A 16,766-nucleotide genomic window follows, 5' to 3' on the forward strand; every position below is an offset into this window, starting at 1 on the left:
TTGACCGCCCGGCCGCAATCCCTCCAGAGCCGCCTGTCGCTCTGGTTCGCCGCCCAGACCCTGTTCGGGCTCAGCGTGATCTGCTTCGCCATCTACCTCGTGACGGCCTGGAACTTCGGGCAGAAGCAGGAGGAAGAGCTCGACCACAAGGCGGTGCTCGTGCAGCACCTGCTGAGCGAGGCCGAGAAGGGCGGCGACCTCGCCTTCCTGCGGCACAAGCTCGAGGACTTCTTCTCCATGCAGGACGACGTGCGGCTGTCGATCTCGGCCGGCGGCACGCAGCTCTTCGAATCGAGGCCCGCCGAAGGCGGCCGCTGGATGCTGCGCGACGTGAAGGTGCCCTGGACGCAGGCCGGCGCCACCACGCAGCTCTCGGTGCGCATCGGCGTGAACACTGCGCAGGAGGCGCAACTGCTGCGCCGGCTGGCGTGGACCCTGGTGGGCGCCGTTGCGCTGGGCACGGCGCTGGTCTCGCTCACGGGCATGTGGCTGGTGCGGCGCGGCCTGAAGCCGCTCAAGACGCTCACCGAGCGCACCGCGGCCATGGCGCCCGACAAGGCCAACCAGCCCATCGACGCCACGGACTTCGCCGAAGAACTGCGCCCCTGGATCACCCAGTTCAACGCGCTGCTGCTGAGGGTGCAGCGCGCCTACGTGCAGCTCGAGTCCTTCAACGCCGACGTGGCGCACGAACTGCGCACGCCGCTGGCCAACCTGATCGGCTCCACCGAGCTCGCGCTCACGCGCCCGCGCAGCAACGAGGAGCTGCAGACGGTGCTCGCATCCAACCTCGAGGAAGTCGGCCGGCTCTCGGGCATCGTCACCGACATGCTGTTTCTCTCGCAGGCCGAGCGCGGCGCGCCGATGCGCACGCGAGCGGCGACGAGCCTTGCGGCACAGGCCGGCGACGTGATCGACTTCTACGACGCCATGCTGGAAGAAGCCGGCCTGCGCGCCGAGGTGCGCGGCGACGCCATGGCCGACGTGGACGCGGCGCTGGTCCGCCGCGCGCTCTTCAACCTGCTGGGCAACGCCATCCGCTTCGCGACTGCGGCTTCGACGATACGCATCGAGATCGGCGAGGAGAACGCAGGCGAGTTCGCAGTGGCGGTGGTCAACAAGGGCCAGCCCATCGACCCGGCCGCCCTGCCCCGCCTGTTCGAGCGCTTCTACCGGGCCGCGCAGGCCCGCGACGGCTCGACCCGCCACCACGGCCTGGGTCTGTCGATCGTGGAAGCCATCGCCCGCATGCATGGCGGGCGGGTGTTCGCGGCCAGCGGGGGCGGCGAGACGCGCATCGGGTTCACCGTCGCGCGTCAGTGACCGGCATCAGGGCTTGGCTGCGTGCGCGGCGTCGGCCGCCACAGCCGGCTTGCGGCCGATGAAAAGATTGATCAGCGGCCCCGTCATCGCGGTGGTCGCGAGGGCCATCACAAGCAGCATCGTGAACAGCTCGGGGCCGATCAGCCCCGCGTCGAGGCCGATCTTCATCACGATGAGTTCCATCAGCCCGCGTGCATTCATGAGCGAGCCGGTGGCCAGGCTGTCGCGCCAGCCGTAGCCCGCCATGCGCGCGCCGGCAGCGCCGCCGGCGATCTTGCCCACGGTGGCCACGCCCACGATCAGCAGCATCGCGCCCAGGCTGGCGCCCGAGAAGGCGTTAGGCGTGGTGCCCAGCCCGGCGAGAGCGAAGAAAAGCGGCATCAGCACCACGATGGAGATCGGCTCGATGCGCTCGGTGAGCGACTTCAGCAGGCGGTCGTCGCGCGGCAGGCAGGCTCCGAAGAGGAAGGCGCCGAACACCGCGTGCAGGTGCAGCCACTCGGTAGCGAGGGACGTCGCGAGCAGGCCGATCATCAGCGCCGCCATCACGGTGGTCGAAGGCTCGCCCTCGGGCGCCTTGACGCGCAGCAGCCACGCGAAGGCCGGCTTGAGCCCGAAGAACAGCGCCGCCAGCACCACCGCCATGCCCAGCGTGATCTTCAGCAGCCCCTGGTAGCCCTCGCCCGCACCGACCATCGCGACCACGAAGGCCAGCAGGATCCAGGCGAACACATCGACCACGGCAGCAGCGCCGAGCGAAAGCTGCCCGAAGGGAGTGCGCGTCATGCCGCGGTCCTTCAGGATGCGCGCCATCACGGGGAAGGCAGTGATCGACAGCGCCGCCGCGATGAACAACGCGAAGGGCCAAAAGCCGACGCCGGCCGGCGCGAGCGAGGGATGCAGCGCCGGCGCGATCGCGAGGCCCAGCGCCATCGGCACGACCACGCTCAGCACGCCCACGTAGCCCGCCGAGCGAAGCTGCTCGCGCACGCCCTTCGAAGCCCGCAGCTCCAGGCCGACCACGAACATGAACAGCACCAGCCCCAGGGTGGAAAGCGACGAGAGCCCCTGCAGCGACTCCTTGGAGAACAGCTGCGCATGCAGCGAGGGAAAGAGCGCCCCCATCACGACCGGGCCGAGCATCAGGCCCGCTGCCATCTCGCCGACCACGCCGGGCTGGCCCACGTGGCGAAGAACCCAGCCGCAGAAGCGGGCGGTGACCAGGATGACGATGAGCTGCAGCAGGAGCGAAGTGACGGACATCGAAGGACTGGAGTCGGAGGGGAAATCCGGCCTATGTTAGTTCGAAGCCGTGTCGTCCAGCCAGCGGTTGGCCCACTGGTTCAGCGGCAGCAGGCGCCGGACGAGTTCCGCGCCCGCCTCGGTCAGCACGTATCCCGCGCCCGCGAGCTCGACCACGCCGGCCGCGCGCAACTCCTTGAGCCGGTCGTTCAGCACCGAGGGCGACATCTGGTCCGTGCTCGTGCGCAGCGCCCTGAAGCTCTGCGGCAGGCCGTCGCGCAGCTCCCAGAGGATGCGCAGCGTGCCCTTGCGGCCGAGCTGCTCCAGCAGCCGCATGACGGGGCGGCGCGATGCGGCGGGTTGTGCTTCTTCCATGACGAGGCCTTGCTTGATCGATCAGGCGAGTGTACGCGCTTGCGCTACGCAATCCGTAGCGATAGACTGCACCCGCCCGCTACGTATTTCGTAGCGATTTCAGCCTCATCGCCATCAAGGAGACTCCTCGTGACCGACACCGCCGAACACCACCCGCCGCGCATCCCTCCGCTCGAAGCCCCCTACCCCGAGCCCATCGGCGAACTGCTCGTGCGCATGACGCCGCCGCAAGCGCCAGAAGTACTCGCGCTGTTCCGCGTGCTGGCCGTGAACCCGGCACTGGCCGAGCGCACGCTGGACCTGGGGCGCTACCTGCTGGGCCGCAAGGCGGCCATCAGCCTGCGGGAACGCGAGATCGTCATCCTGCGCGTCTGTTTCCGTTGCGGCGCCGAATACGAATGGGGCGTGCACTGGACCGGCTTCGCCGATGCCGCAGGCTTCAGCGGCACCGACCGCCGCGCGATGGCATCGGCCGACGGCGACCTCGCCCTGCTCGCGCCGCGCGACCGGCTGCTGGTGTCGATGGTCGACCAGCTCCACGACACCAGCGACTTGGACGATGCGCTCTGGGAGGCCCTGCGCGAGCACTGGAGCCATGCGCAACTCATCGAGCTGATGATGCTCGCGGGCTGGTACCACTCGGTGAGCTACGTGTGCAATGCGGCGCGCGTGCCGCTGGAGAAGTGGGCGGCGCGTTGGTGACGTGGCGTCCGCAGCATGGTGCTTTCCGTTTGACCAGCCCCGGAGCGAACGCTACGATCACTTTGATGTTTGCTTTCGCATCCTTGTCTTCCCTGCTTTTCCGCGCATGCTGTCTGAGCCTGCCAAGGGGAGTCTGCGGCTAGCGCTTCGGTTCACGTCCGCATCCCTGATGGCCACCTGTTGCAAGACCGGTGGCCTTTTTGTTTTTCAACGACCACCCTCGCATCACGAAAGGCCCGCATGTCCGTTGCCCTGTACGACACTTGGTCGCGCTCCCTGCGCCCGTTCACGCCCTTGCAACCTGAGCATGTGGGCCTGTACTGCTGCGGACCGACGGTGTACGACTACGCGCACATCGGCAACCTGCGCACGTACGTTTTCGAAGACGTGCTGCGCCGCGTGCTGGAGTTGAACGGCTACCGCGTGCGGCATATCGTCAACATCACCGACGTCGGTCACCTTGTCTCAGATGCCGATGAGGGCGAAGACAAGATGGAGAAAGGGAGCAGGCGATCCGGAGAGACTGCCTGGTCCATTGCGCAACGCTATACGGCAGCCTTCCAGTCCGACTGGCGGGCGCTGAATCTGCTGGAGCCAGCAGAGTGGCCGCGTGCCACTGACCACATTCCCGAGCAGCTGGAATTCATCGCCGCTCTCGAACGCAAGGGCTACACCTATCGGACCTCCGACGGCATCTACTTCGACACCATGAAGCAGGACGACTACGGCCATCTCGCCCGCCTCGAGCGCACAGGCCTGCAGGCCGGCAAGCGAGTCGCAATGGGCGAAAAACGCAATGTCTCGGATTTCGCCCTCTGGAAATTCAGCCCCACGGACAGCAGACGACAAATGGAGTGGGACAGCCCCTGGGGACGCGGCTTTCCCGGCTGGCACATCGAATGCTCGGCCATGTCGGCCAAGCACCTGGGCCCGTGGTTCGATATTCACTGCGGCGGAGAAGACCACATCGGGGTGCATCACAGCAACGAGATCGCGCAAACACAGGCATGCCACGGCACCCGGCTTGCCAACTTCTGGATGCATGGCCATTTCCTCACGCTGGACGACAAGAAGATGGCCAAGACGGAGGGCGACTTCCTCCGCCTGCAGACATTGATCGACCGAGGCTTCGACCCGTTGGCCTATCGCTACCTGTGCCTTACCGCGCACTATCGGAGCACGCTGCGCTTCACCGAGGAGGCCATGGGCGCGGCGCAAGCCACACTGGAGCGGTTGCGCAACACGTATGCCAGTTGGCCGGAGGGCGGCACGGCACACGAGGGCTTCGTGGCCCGCTTCAATGCAGAGGTGAACAAGGACCTCAACCTGCCGCGCGCTCTGGCCGTTCTGTGGGAGTTGAGCCGAAGCGATCTATCGGCAGCGACACGGCGGGCCACTGTCGATCATTTCGACGCGGTGCTCGGGCTGCGGTTGTGCGACTGGCAGGCAGACTCACCCGAGGTGCCTGCGGATGTAGTGGCCTTGCTGGATCAACGCCGGAAGGCCCGTGCCGGCAAGGACTGGGCGCTGTCAGACCGTCTGCGCGATGCACTTGAAACGCTGGGCTGGCAAGTCGAAGACAGCGCGGAAGGGCAGCGGCTGCGCCGGGACGGGAGCGCGGCAAAAGGAAGCTAGACCCGCCTGCGGCGACCGTCGATGCGGGACGGCCCGCAGGGTCTGCCGACAGGCCTCCTCCTCACTGGTGCCTTGCCTTAGCCGCGCACCTTGTCACCCGAAGGCACGCGCATCAACCGCAACCCGTTCGCCACCACCAGCAGACTCGCGCCCATATCCGCGAACACCGCCATCCACATCGTCGCGCTGCCGAACACGGCGAGCACGAAGAACACGCCCTTGATGCCCAGCGCCAGCGTGATGTTCTGCCACAGCACTGAGTGCGCGCGGCGCGAGAGGCGGATGGTCTCGGGGATGCGGCGCAGGTCGTCGTTCATGATGACCACGTCGGCCGCTTCCATCGCAGTGTCGGTGCCGGCGCCGCCCATCGCGAAGCCGATGTCGGCCTGCGCGAGTGCGGGAGCATCGTTGATGCCGTCGCCGGTCATCGCGGCTGCGCCGTAGCGCTGCTGCATGGCCTTGACGGCGTCGAGCTTCTCCTCGGGCAGCAGATTGCCGCGCACGTCCTCGATGCCGGCATGGGCGCCGATGGTCTTCGCGGTGGCTGTGTTGTCGCCGGTGAGCATCACCGGCACCACGCCGAGCGCGCGCAGTTCCGCAACTGCAGCCTGCGACGACTCCTTGATGGTGTCGGCCACGGCGAACAGCGCGAGCACGGCCTTGTCGGATGCCAGCAGCGTGACGGTGCGGCCGGCTTCCTCATGGCGCTTGAGCTCGGCTTCGAGCGACGGCGTGCAAAGGCCGCGCTCCTCGATCAGCCGGTGGTTGCCCAGCACGTAGACCTGCCCCGCGTGCGCGGCCTGCACGCCGCGTCCGGGCAGCGCGGTGAAGTCGGAGACTTCGCCCTGCACGCTCTTCAGGCCTTCGGCGATGGCCTTCGACACGGGGTGGTCGGAGCGGCCCGCGATGCTGGCGGCAACGACGAACACGGCTGCTTCATTGCCCGCATCGCCAACGAGCGATGACTCCACCAGCTTCGGCTTGCCTTCGGTGATGGTGCCGGTCTTGTCGAGCGCCACCGCCTTGAGCTTGCGCGCCTCCTCGAGATACGTGCCGCCCTTGATGAGAATGCCGCGCCGCGCGGCCGAGGCCAGCGCGCTCACCACCGTGACCGGCGTGGAGATCACCAGCGCGCACGGGCAGGCGATGACCAGCAGCACCAGCGCCTTGTAGACCGACTGCATCCAGGTCCAGTCCATGAAGAACGGCGCGAACACCGCGATGGCCAGTGCCAGCACGAACACGGTCGGCGTGTAGATGGCGGCGAACCTGTCGACGAAGCGCTGCGTGGGCGCGCGCGAGCCCTGCGCTTCCTCGACCGCATGGATGATTCGCGCGAGCGTGGTGTTCGACGCCACCGCCGTCACGCGGAACTCCAGCGCGGCGGTCTGGTTGATGGTGCCGGCGAACACCTGGTCGCCGACGGTCTTGTCGACCGGAATGCTCTCGCCGGTGACCGGCGCCTGGTCGATGGCGCTGTTGCCTTCGGTGACGATGCCGTCCAGCGGCACGCGCTCGCCGGGGCGGATGCGCGCGACGGCGCCGAGCTCGACCGCGCTGGCCATCACGGTCTTCCAGCTGCCGTCGGCCTGCTTCACCTCGGCCTGCTCGGGCGCGAGCGCCAGCAGGCTCTGGATGGCATTGCGCGCGCGGTCAACGGCGCGGGCCTCGATGAGTTCGGCAATGGCGTAGAGCGCCATCACCATGGCGGCCTCGGGCCACTGGCCGATGATGAAGGCGCCGGTGACGGCCACGGCCATCAGGGCGTTGATGTTCAGCCGCCCGCGCACCAGCGCGGCGAAGCCCTTCTTGTAGGTGTCGAGGCCCGCAAGGCCGATGGCGCCCAGCGCCAGCAGCATTCCGGCCGCCATGAAGCCCTTGCCCTCGAGCCCCATGAAGGAGATCGACTCGGCCGCGATGGCCAGCACCAGCGCTGCGACCAGCCGGGCCAGGCCCGCGCTCATGCCCGCGATGCGTGCCGGTGCGGCCGCGGCCTGCGCGCCTGCGGCCGGGCCGGTTGCGTCGCCCAGAGGCTCGGGCTTGAAGCCGGCCTTGCGGATGGCTTCGAGCGCGTTGGGCAAGGCTGCGGTATCGGCCGTGATCGCCATCGTGCGTTCGCCGAGACGAAAGCGCAGAGCCCTGACGCCCGCGACCGGTTCGAGCGCGCGGCGGATCTCCGACTCCTCGACTGCGCAGTCCATCGTGGGAATGCGAAAGAGCAAGGCTCCCTTGGGAATGTCGCCCGTGTCGACTGCGGGCGACGAGCCGCAGACCGGGTTGCCGCAACACGATGCGGCGGCGGGAGGATGCGCATGCCCGTGCGAGTGATCGTGACCGTGGCCATGCTCGTGGCCGTGATCTTGCGGATGAAGGGCCGGCGTCACCGGCTTCAGGGCGTTCTGGTTCGTCGTCATGGAATCGATTGGAAACCCTGAAGCAGGTGTAGAGTCAACCACCCATCTCCACCCTTTCATTTGCCGCATCATGAAAATCGGTGAACTGGCCAAGGTCGCGAACACGCCTGTCGAGACCATCCGGTACTACGAGCGCGAGCAGCTGCTGCCCGAGCCCGCGCGCACCGACGGCAACTACCGCATCTACGACGAAGACCACGCCCAGCGCCTGGGCTTCATCCGCCGCTGCCGCTCGCTGGACATGACGCTCGACGAGATCCGCAGCCTGCTCAAGTTCCGTGACGCGCCGCAGGAAGACTGCGGCGAGGTCAACCAGCTGCTGGACGACCACATCGGCCACGTGGCCGCGCGCATCGCAGAGCTGAAGACGCTGGAAAAGCAGTTGAAGGCATTGCGCCAGCAGTGCTGCGGCCCCGAGTCGGCGAACGCCTGCGGCATCCTGCAGGAGCTGGACACCGCAGCGCTCGCGCCCGAGACCTTCGGGCAGCACGCGGGCCACGTGCACGGCTCGCTGCACGGTACCGGAGCGAAACGCTCGGCCTGAGGAAGGTCGAAGGCCGGACCGGCGCACGCAACGCTACACTGCGCTCCCTCATCCTTTCGAACATGGCCCGCCGGCATTCCATCCATCGCTGCCTGACCGCGCTTCTCGTGGTCATGTCGCTGCTGTTCTCGCAGCTGGCACTGGCGAGCTATGTCTGCCCGGGCACGCCGGACACGGATTCCATGGCCGAGATGATGGCGACTGGCGCTCCCTGCGAAGGCATGGACATGGCCCAGCCGGTGCTGTGCTTCCAGCATGCGGCCGACATGTCGCTCTCCTTCGAGCCCGTGAAGCTGGCCACGCCCTCGCTGCCCGCCATCGTGCAGGTCGTGGTCCTCCCGCTGGTGCTGGCGTCGGAAGGCCATGCCCTTCCGCGGCAGGCCGTGCCCGAGCGGCAGCATCCGCCGCCCGATCCCGTTTTTCTCTCCACGCTCAGACTGCGAGTCTGAAATCTCCGTCGACTGACCGGTGCTGGCGCGGCTTGTCCGCCTGCCAGCGATCACCTCGTTCGTCCGCGGAGTTTTCATGTCCATTCTTTTCCCGCGCGCGGCCGTGCTGGCCGCCGCGCTGCTGCCGTACCTCGCGACGGCGGCCCCCCTGTCCCTCGAGGAAGCGCTCCGGCTCGCAGTCCGGCGCTCCGAAACCACGCGCGCCGCCCGCGCCGGCGCATCCAGCGCCACCGAAGCGGCGCATTCCGCCGCACAGCTTCCCGACCCCACGCTGCGCATCGGCATCGACAACCTGCCCGCGACCGGCCCCGACCGCTTTCGCACGACCAGCGACTCGATGACGATGAAGCGCATCGGCATCAGCCAGGAATGGCTGTCCGCCGAGAAGCGCGCCGCGCGGCAGGCGGCCGCCGACGCATCGGTCGGCCGCGAGACGGTGCTGGTGCAGGCCGCTGCAGCCGACACCCGCCGGCAGGCCGCGCTCGCCTATGTCGACGCCTTCTACGCCGGCGAGAGCCTGAAGCTCGCCAGGCTCATGGAGCACCATGCGCACGAAGAGCTCGAAGCATCGCGTGCACGCCTGTCCTCCGCCACGGGAAGCAGCCAGGAAGCTCTGGCGCTGACCGGCGCAAGAGGCGCCTCCGAAGACGAGACGGCCGACATCCTGCAGCAGCAGGGCACCGCCGCCATCGCGTTCGAGCGCTGGACCGGCGTGCCGCCCGACGAGCTGCAGCCTCCCGGCGCCATCGCGCTGCCTTCCGAGGAAAGCTACGTGGCCGCGCACCCCACGGTCGCGGCGATGCAGCGCGACCTCGAAGTGGCGAGGCGGACCGCCGATGTCACCGCGACCGACCGCAAGCCCAACTGGACCTGGGAGATCGCCTACGGCCAGCGCACCGGCTATGCCGACATGGTGTCGGTGGGCGTGAGCATCCCCCTGCCCGTCGCCCCCGGCGAACGCCAGGACCGGAACACCGCCGCCAAGCTGGCGCTGGCCGCGAAGGCCGAGGCCGACCTGGCCGAAGCGACCCGGGCGGCGACGGCCGAATACCGGTCGCTGCGCAGCGATGCCCAACGCCTGGAGCAACGCGTCGACCGCTATCGCGCCGGCGTCGTCGTTCCCGCCGGCCAGCGAACCGCTGCCGCGACGGCTTCTTACCGGTCCGGCCAGGGCAGCCTCGTCTCACTCTTCGAGGCACGCCACGCCGAAGTCGAGGCGCAACGCAAGCTGCTGACGCTGCAGCGCGACCTTGCGAAAACTCAAGTCCAACTGGCCTTCCGGCCGCTCACTGCCGAGGTGGCGCAATGAACAGAACCCGCATGATCGGCTCGTCGCTGCTGGCCGCCCTGCTGCTCGCTACGGGCGCCTTCTACCTGGGCCGCAAGACGGCGCAGCCCATGGACACGCCGCCCGCCATGTCGGCGGCAGACGGCCGCAAGGTCCTCTACTGGCACGACCCCATGGTGCCCGGCCAACGCTTCGACAAACCCGGCAAGTCGCCTTTCATGGACATGCAACTGGTGCCCGTGTACGCGGACAGTTCGACCGGCACGGCCAATGAAGGCAGCGTGCAGGTCAGCCCGGGAGTGCGGCAGAACCTCGGCATCCGCCTTGCCGCCGTGCGAAAGGCTGAAACCTCCGCGTCCTTCGACGCGGTGGGCAGCGTGCAATTCGACGAGCGGCTCAACGTCGCGGTGCAGACGCGCGTCGCCGGCTACGTCGAGCGCCTTTCGGTGCGCGCGCCGATGGAGCGCGTGCGCAAGGGGCAGGCACTGGCGACCGTCTTCGCGCCGGAGTGGCTGGGGCCGCAGAACGAGTTCCTGGCGCTCAGGCGATCGGGCGTGGCCCCGGAACTCGTGGCGGCAGCGCGCGAGCGCATGCGGGCCATGTCCATCCCCGACGAGCTCGTCCGCCGCAGCGAGCAAAGCGGCACGGCGCAGGCGCGCTATGTGCTCTCGGCGCCGTCCGATGGCGTCGTGGCCGAGCTTGGCGTGCGCGAAGGAGCCGCCGTCACGCCGGGCATGACGCTGTTCCGCATCGCGGGGCTCGAGAAGGTCTGGGCGGTCGCCGAGATTCCGGAAGTGCAGGCGGCGCGTCTCGCGCGCGGCCAGAAGGTCAAGGCGGTGTTCCAGGCGGATGCGACCCGCACCTTCGACGGAACGCTCGACGAGCTGCTTCCCGAGATCAGCGGCTCGACACGAACCCTGAAGGCCCGCTTCGAGGTCGACAACCGGAACGGCGGGCTCACGCCCGGCATGCTGCTGCGCCTGCAGATGGCCGGCCCTGCCAGCACGCGGCTGGTCGTGCCCGCCGAAGCAGTCATCCGCACCGGCAGGCGCGCCGTCGTCATCGTGCGCAAGGCCGATGGCGCCTTCGAGCCGCGCGATGTGTCGCTTGGCGCGGACCTGGGCGACGACACCGAAGTCCTCGCGGGCCTGAACGAAGGCGAGCAGGTGGTCGCCAGCGGCCAGTTCCTGATCGACTCGGAAGCCCGTCTGCGCTCCGTGCTCGGCAACATGGCGGCCTCCGCACCTCCTTCCGCACCGCCCCCCACGCCTGCCCCCGCAGCCACGCCGGCCGCGACGATCCACAAGGCGGAAGGCAAGGTCGAGAGCGTGGCGCCAGACGGCATCACCATCTCGCACGGTCCCGTCGCCACGCTGAAGTGGCCGGCCATGACGATGGGCTTCGCGAAGGCGTCGCCGGATGCCTTCGCCGGAATCAGGCCCGGTGACCAGGTCCGCTTCGAGTTCATGGAAGGCGGCCCCACGGGTTACGAACTGGTCTCCGTCCAGCGCATGCAACAGGGCGCCAAGCAATGATCGCCGCCCTCATCCGCTGGTCGGTCGGCAATCGCTTCCTGGTGCTGATCGCGACCCTGTTCCTCGTGGCCGCGGGCTGGTGGTCCGTCGCCCGCACGCCGCTCGACGCGCTGCCCGACCTGTCGGACACGCAGGTCATCATCCGCACGCCCTTCCCCGGCAAGGCGCCGCAGGTGGTCGAGGATCTCGTCACCTATCCGCTGACCACCACCATGCTCAGCGTGCCGGGCGCGAAGACGGTGCGCGGCTACTCGTTCTTCGGCGATTCCTTCGTCTACGTGCTGTTCGACGACAAGACCGATCCCTACTGGGCGCGCTCGCGCGTGGTCGAGTACCTCAACCAGGTGCAGAGCAGGCTTCCCGCGGGCGCGAACGCGTCGCTGGGCCCCGATGCCACCGGCGTGGGATGGGTCTACGAGTACGCGCTGGTCGACCGCACCGGCACGCGCGACATCGGCCAGCTGCGCGCGCTGAACGACTGGTTCCTCAGGTTCGAGCTCAAGACCGTGCCCGACGTGGCCGAGGTTGCCAGCATCGGCGGCATGGTGCGCCAGTACCAGGTGGTGCTCGATGCCGACCGCATGCGCGCACTCGGCATCACGCAGCAGACGGTGGTGGAGGCGCTGCAGAAGGCCAACCAGGCCTCGGGCGGCTCGGTCGTCGAGTTCGCCGAGGCCGAGTACATGGTGCGCTCTCGCGGCTACCTGCGTTCACTGGACGACTTCCGCGCCATTCCGCTTTCGGCGACGGGCGCCACGCCCGTGCTGCTGCGCGACGTGGCCACAGTGCAGGTCGGCCCCGAGATGCGCCGCGGCATCGCCGAGCTGGATGGCGAAGGCGAAGTGGCCGGTGGCGTGATCGTCATGCGCTCGGGCAAGAACGCCCGATCGACCATCGATGCCGTCAAGGCGAAGCTCGAGAAGCTCAAGCCCGGCCTGCCGCCGGGCGTGGAGATCGTGCCGACCTACGACCGGTCGCTGCTGATCGACCGCGCCGTGGAGAACCTGCGCGGCAAGCTGGTCGAGGAGTTCGTCGTGGTGGCGCTGGTCTGCGCGGTCTTCCTGTTCCACCTGCGCTCGGCGCTGGTGGCGGTGGTGGCGCTGCCGGTCGGCGTGCTGGCTGCCTTCATCGTCATGCACTGGCAGGGCGTCAACGCCAACATCATGTCGCTGGGCGGCATCGCGATCGCCATCGGCGCGATGGTGGACGGCGCCATCGTGATGGTCGAGAACGTGCACAAGCACCTCGAGGCCTTCGAGACGGCACAGGGTCGGCAGCCCACGACGGCACAGCGATGGCGGCTCGTCGCCGATGCTTCCGTGGAGGTGGGGCCCGCCCTCTTCTTCTCGCTGCTGGTGATCACGCTCTCGTTCGTGCCCGTGTTCTCGCTCGAAGCGCAGGAGGGACGGCTGTTCTCGCCGCTGGCCTTCACCAAGACCTACGCGATGGCGGCGGCGGCCGGCCTGTCGGTGACGCTGATCCCGGTGCTCATGGGTTACCTGATACGCGGACGCATCCCGCACGAGGAGGCCAATCCGGTGAACCGCTTCCTGATGGCGGCGTACCGGCCGGCGCTGGAGCTGGTGCTTCGCTTTCCCAAGGGAACGCTCGCCGTTGCGGCGCTGCTGCTCGCGCTCACCGCTGTGCCGCTGAGCCGGCTCGGCGGCGAATTCATGCCGCCGCTGGACGAAGGCGACCTGCTCTATATGCCGTCCGCGTTGCCCGGGCTGTCGGTGTCGAAGGCCTCCCAGCTGCTGCAGCAGACAGATCGGTTGATCAAGACCGTGCCCGAAGTCGCCCGCGTGTTCGGCAAGGCCGGCCGCGCCGACACCGCGACCGACCCCGCGCCGCTGGAGATGTTCGAAACCACCATCCAGTTCAAGCCTCGGTCAGAGTGGCGCCCCGGCATGACGCCCGACAGGCTGGTCGAGGAACTGGACCGCGCCGTCAAGGTGCCGGGCCTCACCAACGTGTGGGTGCCGCCCATCCGCAACCGCATCGACATGCTGGCCACGGGCATCAAGAGCCCCGTCGGTATCAAGGTGGCGGGGGCGGACCTGGCCACCATCGATTCGCTGACCACGCGGATCGAGGCGGCGGTCAAGGGGGTGCCCGGCGTTTCGTCGGCACTGGCGGAGCGGCTAACAGGCGGGCGCTACATCGACGTCGATGTCGACCGGCTCGCGGCGGCGCGCTACGGCCTCTCCGTGGCGGACGTGCAGGCCGTGGTGTCGACGGCGATCGGCGGCGACAACGTCGGCGAGGTCATCCAGGGCCGCGAGCGCTACCCGATCAACGTGCGCTACCCGCGCGAGATCCGCGATTCGCTGGAGCGGCTGCGGCAGCTGCCCTTCGTGACCGACAAGGGCGCCCAACTGCTGCTGGGCGACGTCGCGCGCATCGCCGTCGAGGACGGTCCGCCGATGCTGCGCAGCGAGAACGCGCGGCTGTCGGGCTGGATCTACGTCGACGTGCGCGGCCGCGACCTGCGCTCGGCCGTCAACGACATGCAGGCGGCGGTCGACAAGGCCGTGAAGATGCCCGCGGGCTATGCGGTGTCGTGGTCCGGCCAGTTCGAGTACCTGGAGCGCGCGACCGAGCGGCTGAAGCTGGTGGTGCCGGTCACGCTGGCGGTGATCTTCGTGTTGCTGTACCTGCTCTTCAGGTCGTTCGTCGACGCAGCCCTCGTGATGGCGGCCGTGCCGTTCTCGCTCATCGGCGGCTTCTGGCTGATCTGGGCGCTGGGCCATTCGATCTCGGTGGCCACGGCGGTCGGCTTCATCGCGCTGGCCGGCGTGGCGGCCGAGTTCGGCGTGGTGATGCTGGTCTACCTGAAGAACGCGCTGGCTCGGCGCCTCGAAGCCGGCGAGCCGGCGAACGACGAAACGCTGCTCGCCGCGATCCGCGAAGGCGCCGTGCTGCGCGTGCGGCCCAAGGCCATGACCGTGGCGGTCGTGATGGCCGGCCTGCTGCCCATCCTGTGGGGCACCGGCACCGGCTCGGAGGTGATGACGCGCATTGCCGCGCCCATGGTGGGCGGCATGGTCACCGCGCCGCTGCTGAGCATGCTCGTCGTTCCCGCCGCGTGGTACCTGCTGCGCCGCCGCGGCCGCGCGGCACGACCTTCCGTTTCCCTTACCCCCGATCTCAACCAAGGAGCTACCCAATGAAAGTCTCGCACGCCCTCGCATTCGCACTGTTTGCAGCCTCGGCTGCCGTCGCGCAGGCGCAGATGTCGAAGGACGACATGTCGTCCATGAAGATGCCCGCGCAAGGCCAGCCGGCCCAACAGGCGGGCGCCATGATGACCGACGCGGTCGTCCAGAAGATCGACCCCGCCAAGGGCCTGGTCGTGCTCAAGCACGGCGACATCCCCAACCTCGCCATGCCGGCCATGACCATGGGCTTCGACGTGGCCGACAGGAAGATGCTCGATGCGCTCAAGCCCGGCGACAAGGTCCGGTTTCATGTGGAGGTCGTGAAGGGCAAGCCGACCGTGACGCAGCTGGAAACTGCCCGCTGAACGACGGCCTGTGACGGGCCATGACGGGCGCGGCCTTGCGGCAAGCGCCCGTCGCCCCGTTTACTTGCCGATCAGCTGAGTGAGCTTGTCGGCCTCGAAGCTCTCGTCGCGAGCGGCGTCGCCCGGCACGCAGTCCTTGCTGCCGGGCTGGGCCGACAGCTTCTCGATGGCCTGCCACAGCAGCGCGATCTGGTGCTCCTGGCCGGAGGCGTTGTCGATCAGGCCTCGCAGCGCCTGGCTCAGCGGGTCGTCGTTCTGCGTGACGCCGTAGGCCGAGAAGCCCATGCGCGAGGCGGTTTCCTCGCGCCGCGCGGCCGCTTCGGCCTCGATGATGCGCGCCGGGTTGCCCACCGCCGTGGCGCCCGCGGGCACCGGCTTGGTGACCACCGCGTTCGAGCCCACCTTGGCGCCGTCGCCCACCACGAAGCCGCCGAGCACCTTGGCGCCCGCGCCCACCACCACGTTGCGCCCCAGCGTCGGATGCCGCTTGGTGCCCTTGTAGAGCGAGGTGCCGCCCAGGGTCACGCCCTGGTAGATGGTGCAGCCGTCGCCGATCTCGGCCGTCTCGCCCACGACGACGCCCATGGCGTGGTCGAAGAACACGCGCTCGCCGATCTTGGCCGCGGGGTGGATCTCGATGCCGGTCAGCCAGCGGGCCCAGTGCGCGATGAAGCGCGCGGGCCACTTGAAGCCATGGGTCCAACAGGCGTGCGCCCAGCGATGCAGCACCACGGCATGGAAGCCGGGGTAGACCGTGATCACTTCCCAGGCGCTTCGGGCGGCCGGGTCGCGTTCGAGGATGCACCGGATGTCGGCGCGCAGTCTGGAGAACATCGCTGCCTTATGCCTTCTGTCTGTTGTCGTTATATCGATAGGGGCCGCGCAGTCTAAGGCCCGGGGTCTTCGCGTACGGGCGATGGGGTTTTAGTCAATCCGTCAGGAGCCCGCGCCACCCCTGGGCGGGCGCGTGGCGTCGCTCATGGCCTTGGCGATGCCGCGCAGGATGTGGATTTCCTCGGGCGTGGGCTGGGCGCGGTTGAAGAGCTGCCGCAGCCTGGGCATGAGCTTCTTGGGCGCCTCGGGGTCGAGGAAGCCGATTTCCACCAGCGAGCGCTCCCAGTGGTCGAGCATGCCGGTCACGGCCTGCGCGTCGGCCGCCTGCACGGGCTGGATGGCCTCGCGCACCTCGTAGCCGCCCAGCGCCAGCCGCCATTCGTAGGCGATCACCTGGATGGCCGCGCCCAGGTTGAGCGAGCCGAACTTCGGATCGGTGGGGATGCTCAGGGCCACGTTGCAGCGGTAGACGTCCTCGTTCCGCATGCCGAAACGCTCGGAGCCGAACAGGAAGGCCACATGCTGGTCGCCCTTTTCCCCGTCTTTCGCGAGCGGCTCCAGGTGTTCCCGGGGCGTGCGGGTGGGCGGGCCGAAGTCGCGCGGGATCATGGCGGTGGCGCACATATGGGTCACGCCGTCGAGGGCTTCGTCGAGCGTCTCGACGATGCGGGCGTTGGCCAGCACGTCGAGCGCGCCGCTCGCGCGCTGGATGGTTTCCTCGCGCCGCAGCACGTTGGCCCAGCGCGGGGCCACCAGCACCAGGTCGGAAAAACCCATGGTCTTCATGGCGCGGGCGGCGGCGCCCACGTTGCCGGCGTGGCTGGTCTGGATCAGGATGAAACGGGTACGCATGACGGGTTTGGAGACACTAACGGGCGGAGCCGGTAAAATCCCCCGATTCT

Annotated in this window: 14 protein-coding genes; 9 read left to right on the forward strand and 5 right to left on the reverse strand. The window is 68.6% G+C overall.

The window, feature by feature from the left end; all coding sequences use genetic code 11:
* Window positions 1-1,323 carry a heavy metal sensor histidine kinase gene (locus tag EJP69_RS07270; RefSeq protein ID WP_093204672.1) on the forward strand — a complete coding sequence of 441 codons (1,323 nt, stop codon included), beginning with the start codon at window positions 1-3 and terminating at the stop codon, window positions 1,321-1,323.
* A gap of 6 nt (window positions 1,324-1,329) precedes the next feature.
* Here EJP69_RS07270 and EJP69_RS07275 read toward each other — a convergent pair whose 3' ends face one another.
* Window positions 1,330-2,586 carry a cation:proton antiporter gene (locus EJP69_RS07275; RefSeq protein ID WP_093204669.1) on the reverse strand — a complete coding sequence of 419 codons (1,257 nt, stop codon included), beginning with the start codon at window positions 2,584-2,586 and terminating at the stop codon, window positions 1,330-1,332.
* Window positions 2,587-2,622: 36 nt separating this feature from the next.
* The gene (locus tag EJP69_RS07280; RefSeq protein WP_093204666.1) at window positions 2,623-2,940 is read right to left on the reverse strand and encodes a winged helix-turn-helix transcriptional regulator; all 318 of its coding nucleotides are present in this window, start codon (window positions 2,938-2,940) and stop codon (window positions 2,623-2,625) included.
* A gap of 129 nt (window positions 2,941-3,069) precedes the next feature.
* Between EJP69_RS07280 and EJP69_RS07285 the strand changes: the two genes are divergently transcribed.
* Together EJP69_RS07285 and cysS are read left to right on the forward strand one after the other, a co-directional pair.
* Window positions 3,070-3,642: a carboxymuconolactone decarboxylase family protein gene (locus EJP69_RS07285; protein ID WP_126469186.1), complete on the forward strand. Its 573-nt coding sequence runs from the start codon at window positions 3,070-3,072 to the stop codon at window positions 3,640-3,642.
* A 240-nt stretch (window positions 3,643-3,882) separates the two neighbouring features.
* Entirely contained in the window at window positions 3,883-5,277 is a 1,395-nt protein-coding gene (gene cysS, locus EJP69_RS07290) for a cysteine--tRNA ligase (protein WP_126469187.1), read from the forward strand.
* A gap of 77 nt (window positions 5,278-5,354) precedes the next feature.
* On the opposite strand, the gene EJP69_RS07295 is transcribed toward cysS, so the two are convergent.
* Window positions 5,355-7,691, reverse strand: a complete 2,337-nt coding sequence (locus tag EJP69_RS07295) for a heavy metal translocating P-type ATPase (RefSeq protein WP_126469188.1) — start codon at window positions 7,689-7,691, stop codon at window positions 5,355-5,357.
* A 70-nt stretch (window positions 7,692-7,761) separates the two neighbouring features.
* Between EJP69_RS07295 and cadR the strand changes: the two genes are divergently transcribed.
* From cadR to EJP69_RS07325, 6 genes are all read left to right on the forward strand, one after another.
* The gene (gene cadR, locus EJP69_RS07300; protein ID WP_093300708.1) at window positions 7,762-8,235 is read left to right on the forward strand and encodes a Cd(II)/Pb(II)-responsive transcriptional regulator; all 474 of its coding nucleotides are present in this window, start codon (window positions 7,762-7,764) and stop codon (window positions 8,233-8,235) included.
* 62 nt (window positions 8,236-8,297) lie between these two features.
* Entirely contained in the window at window positions 8,298-8,684 is a 387-nt protein-coding gene (locus tag EJP69_RS07305; protein WP_126469189.1) for a hypothetical protein, read from the forward strand.
* Between the two features lie 76 nt (window positions 8,685-8,760).
* Window positions 8,761-9,993 (forward strand): TolC family protein, encoded by a 1,233-nt coding sequence (locus tag EJP69_RS07310; protein WP_126469190.1) that lies wholly within the window; start codon window positions 8,761-8,763, stop codon window positions 9,991-9,993.
* Window positions 9,990-11,507, forward strand: coding sequence for an efflux RND transporter periplasmic adaptor subunit (locus EJP69_RS07315; protein WP_126469191.1), 1,518 nt, complete (start codon window positions 9,990-9,992; stop codon window positions 11,505-11,507). Before EJP69_RS07310 ends, EJP69_RS07315 begins: the two co-directional genes overlap by 4 nt.
* The gene (locus tag EJP69_RS07320) at window positions 11,504-14,677 is read left to right on the forward strand and encodes an efflux RND transporter permease subunit (RefSeq protein WP_126469192.1); all 3,174 of its coding nucleotides are present in this window, start codon (window positions 11,504-11,506) and stop codon (window positions 14,675-14,677) included. The genes EJP69_RS07315 and EJP69_RS07320 overlap by 4 nt, the downstream gene beginning before the upstream one ends.
* Window positions 14,674-15,030 (forward strand): copper-binding protein, encoded by a 357-nt coding sequence (locus EJP69_RS07325; RefSeq protein WP_170217050.1) that lies wholly within the window; start codon window positions 14,674-14,676, stop codon window positions 15,028-15,030. Before EJP69_RS07320 ends, EJP69_RS07325 begins: the two co-directional genes overlap by 4 nt.
* Before the next feature lie 60 nt (window positions 15,031-15,090).
* Here EJP69_RS07325 and cysE read toward each other — a convergent pair whose 3' ends face one another.
* On the reverse strand, window positions 15,091-15,897 hold the full coding sequence (gene cysE, locus EJP69_RS07330) for a serine O-acetyltransferase (RefSeq protein ID WP_338067618.1): 807 nt from the start codon (window positions 15,895-15,897) through the stop codon (window positions 15,091-15,093).
* 69 nt (window positions 15,898-15,966) lie between these two features.
* Window positions 15,967-16,716 carry an RNA methyltransferase gene (locus EJP69_RS07335; protein WP_093204651.1) on the reverse strand — a complete coding sequence of 250 codons (750 nt, stop codon included), beginning with the start codon at window positions 16,714-16,716 and terminating at the stop codon, window positions 15,967-15,969.
* Between the last annotated feature and the right edge of the window lie 50 nt (window positions 16,717-16,766).

Origin of the sequence: Variovorax gossypii, from assembly GCF_003965815.1 — a bacterium.
GTDB classification, from domain to species: domain Bacteria; phylum Pseudomonadota; class Gammaproteobacteria; order Burkholderiales; family Burkholderiaceae_C; genus Variovorax; species Variovorax gossypii.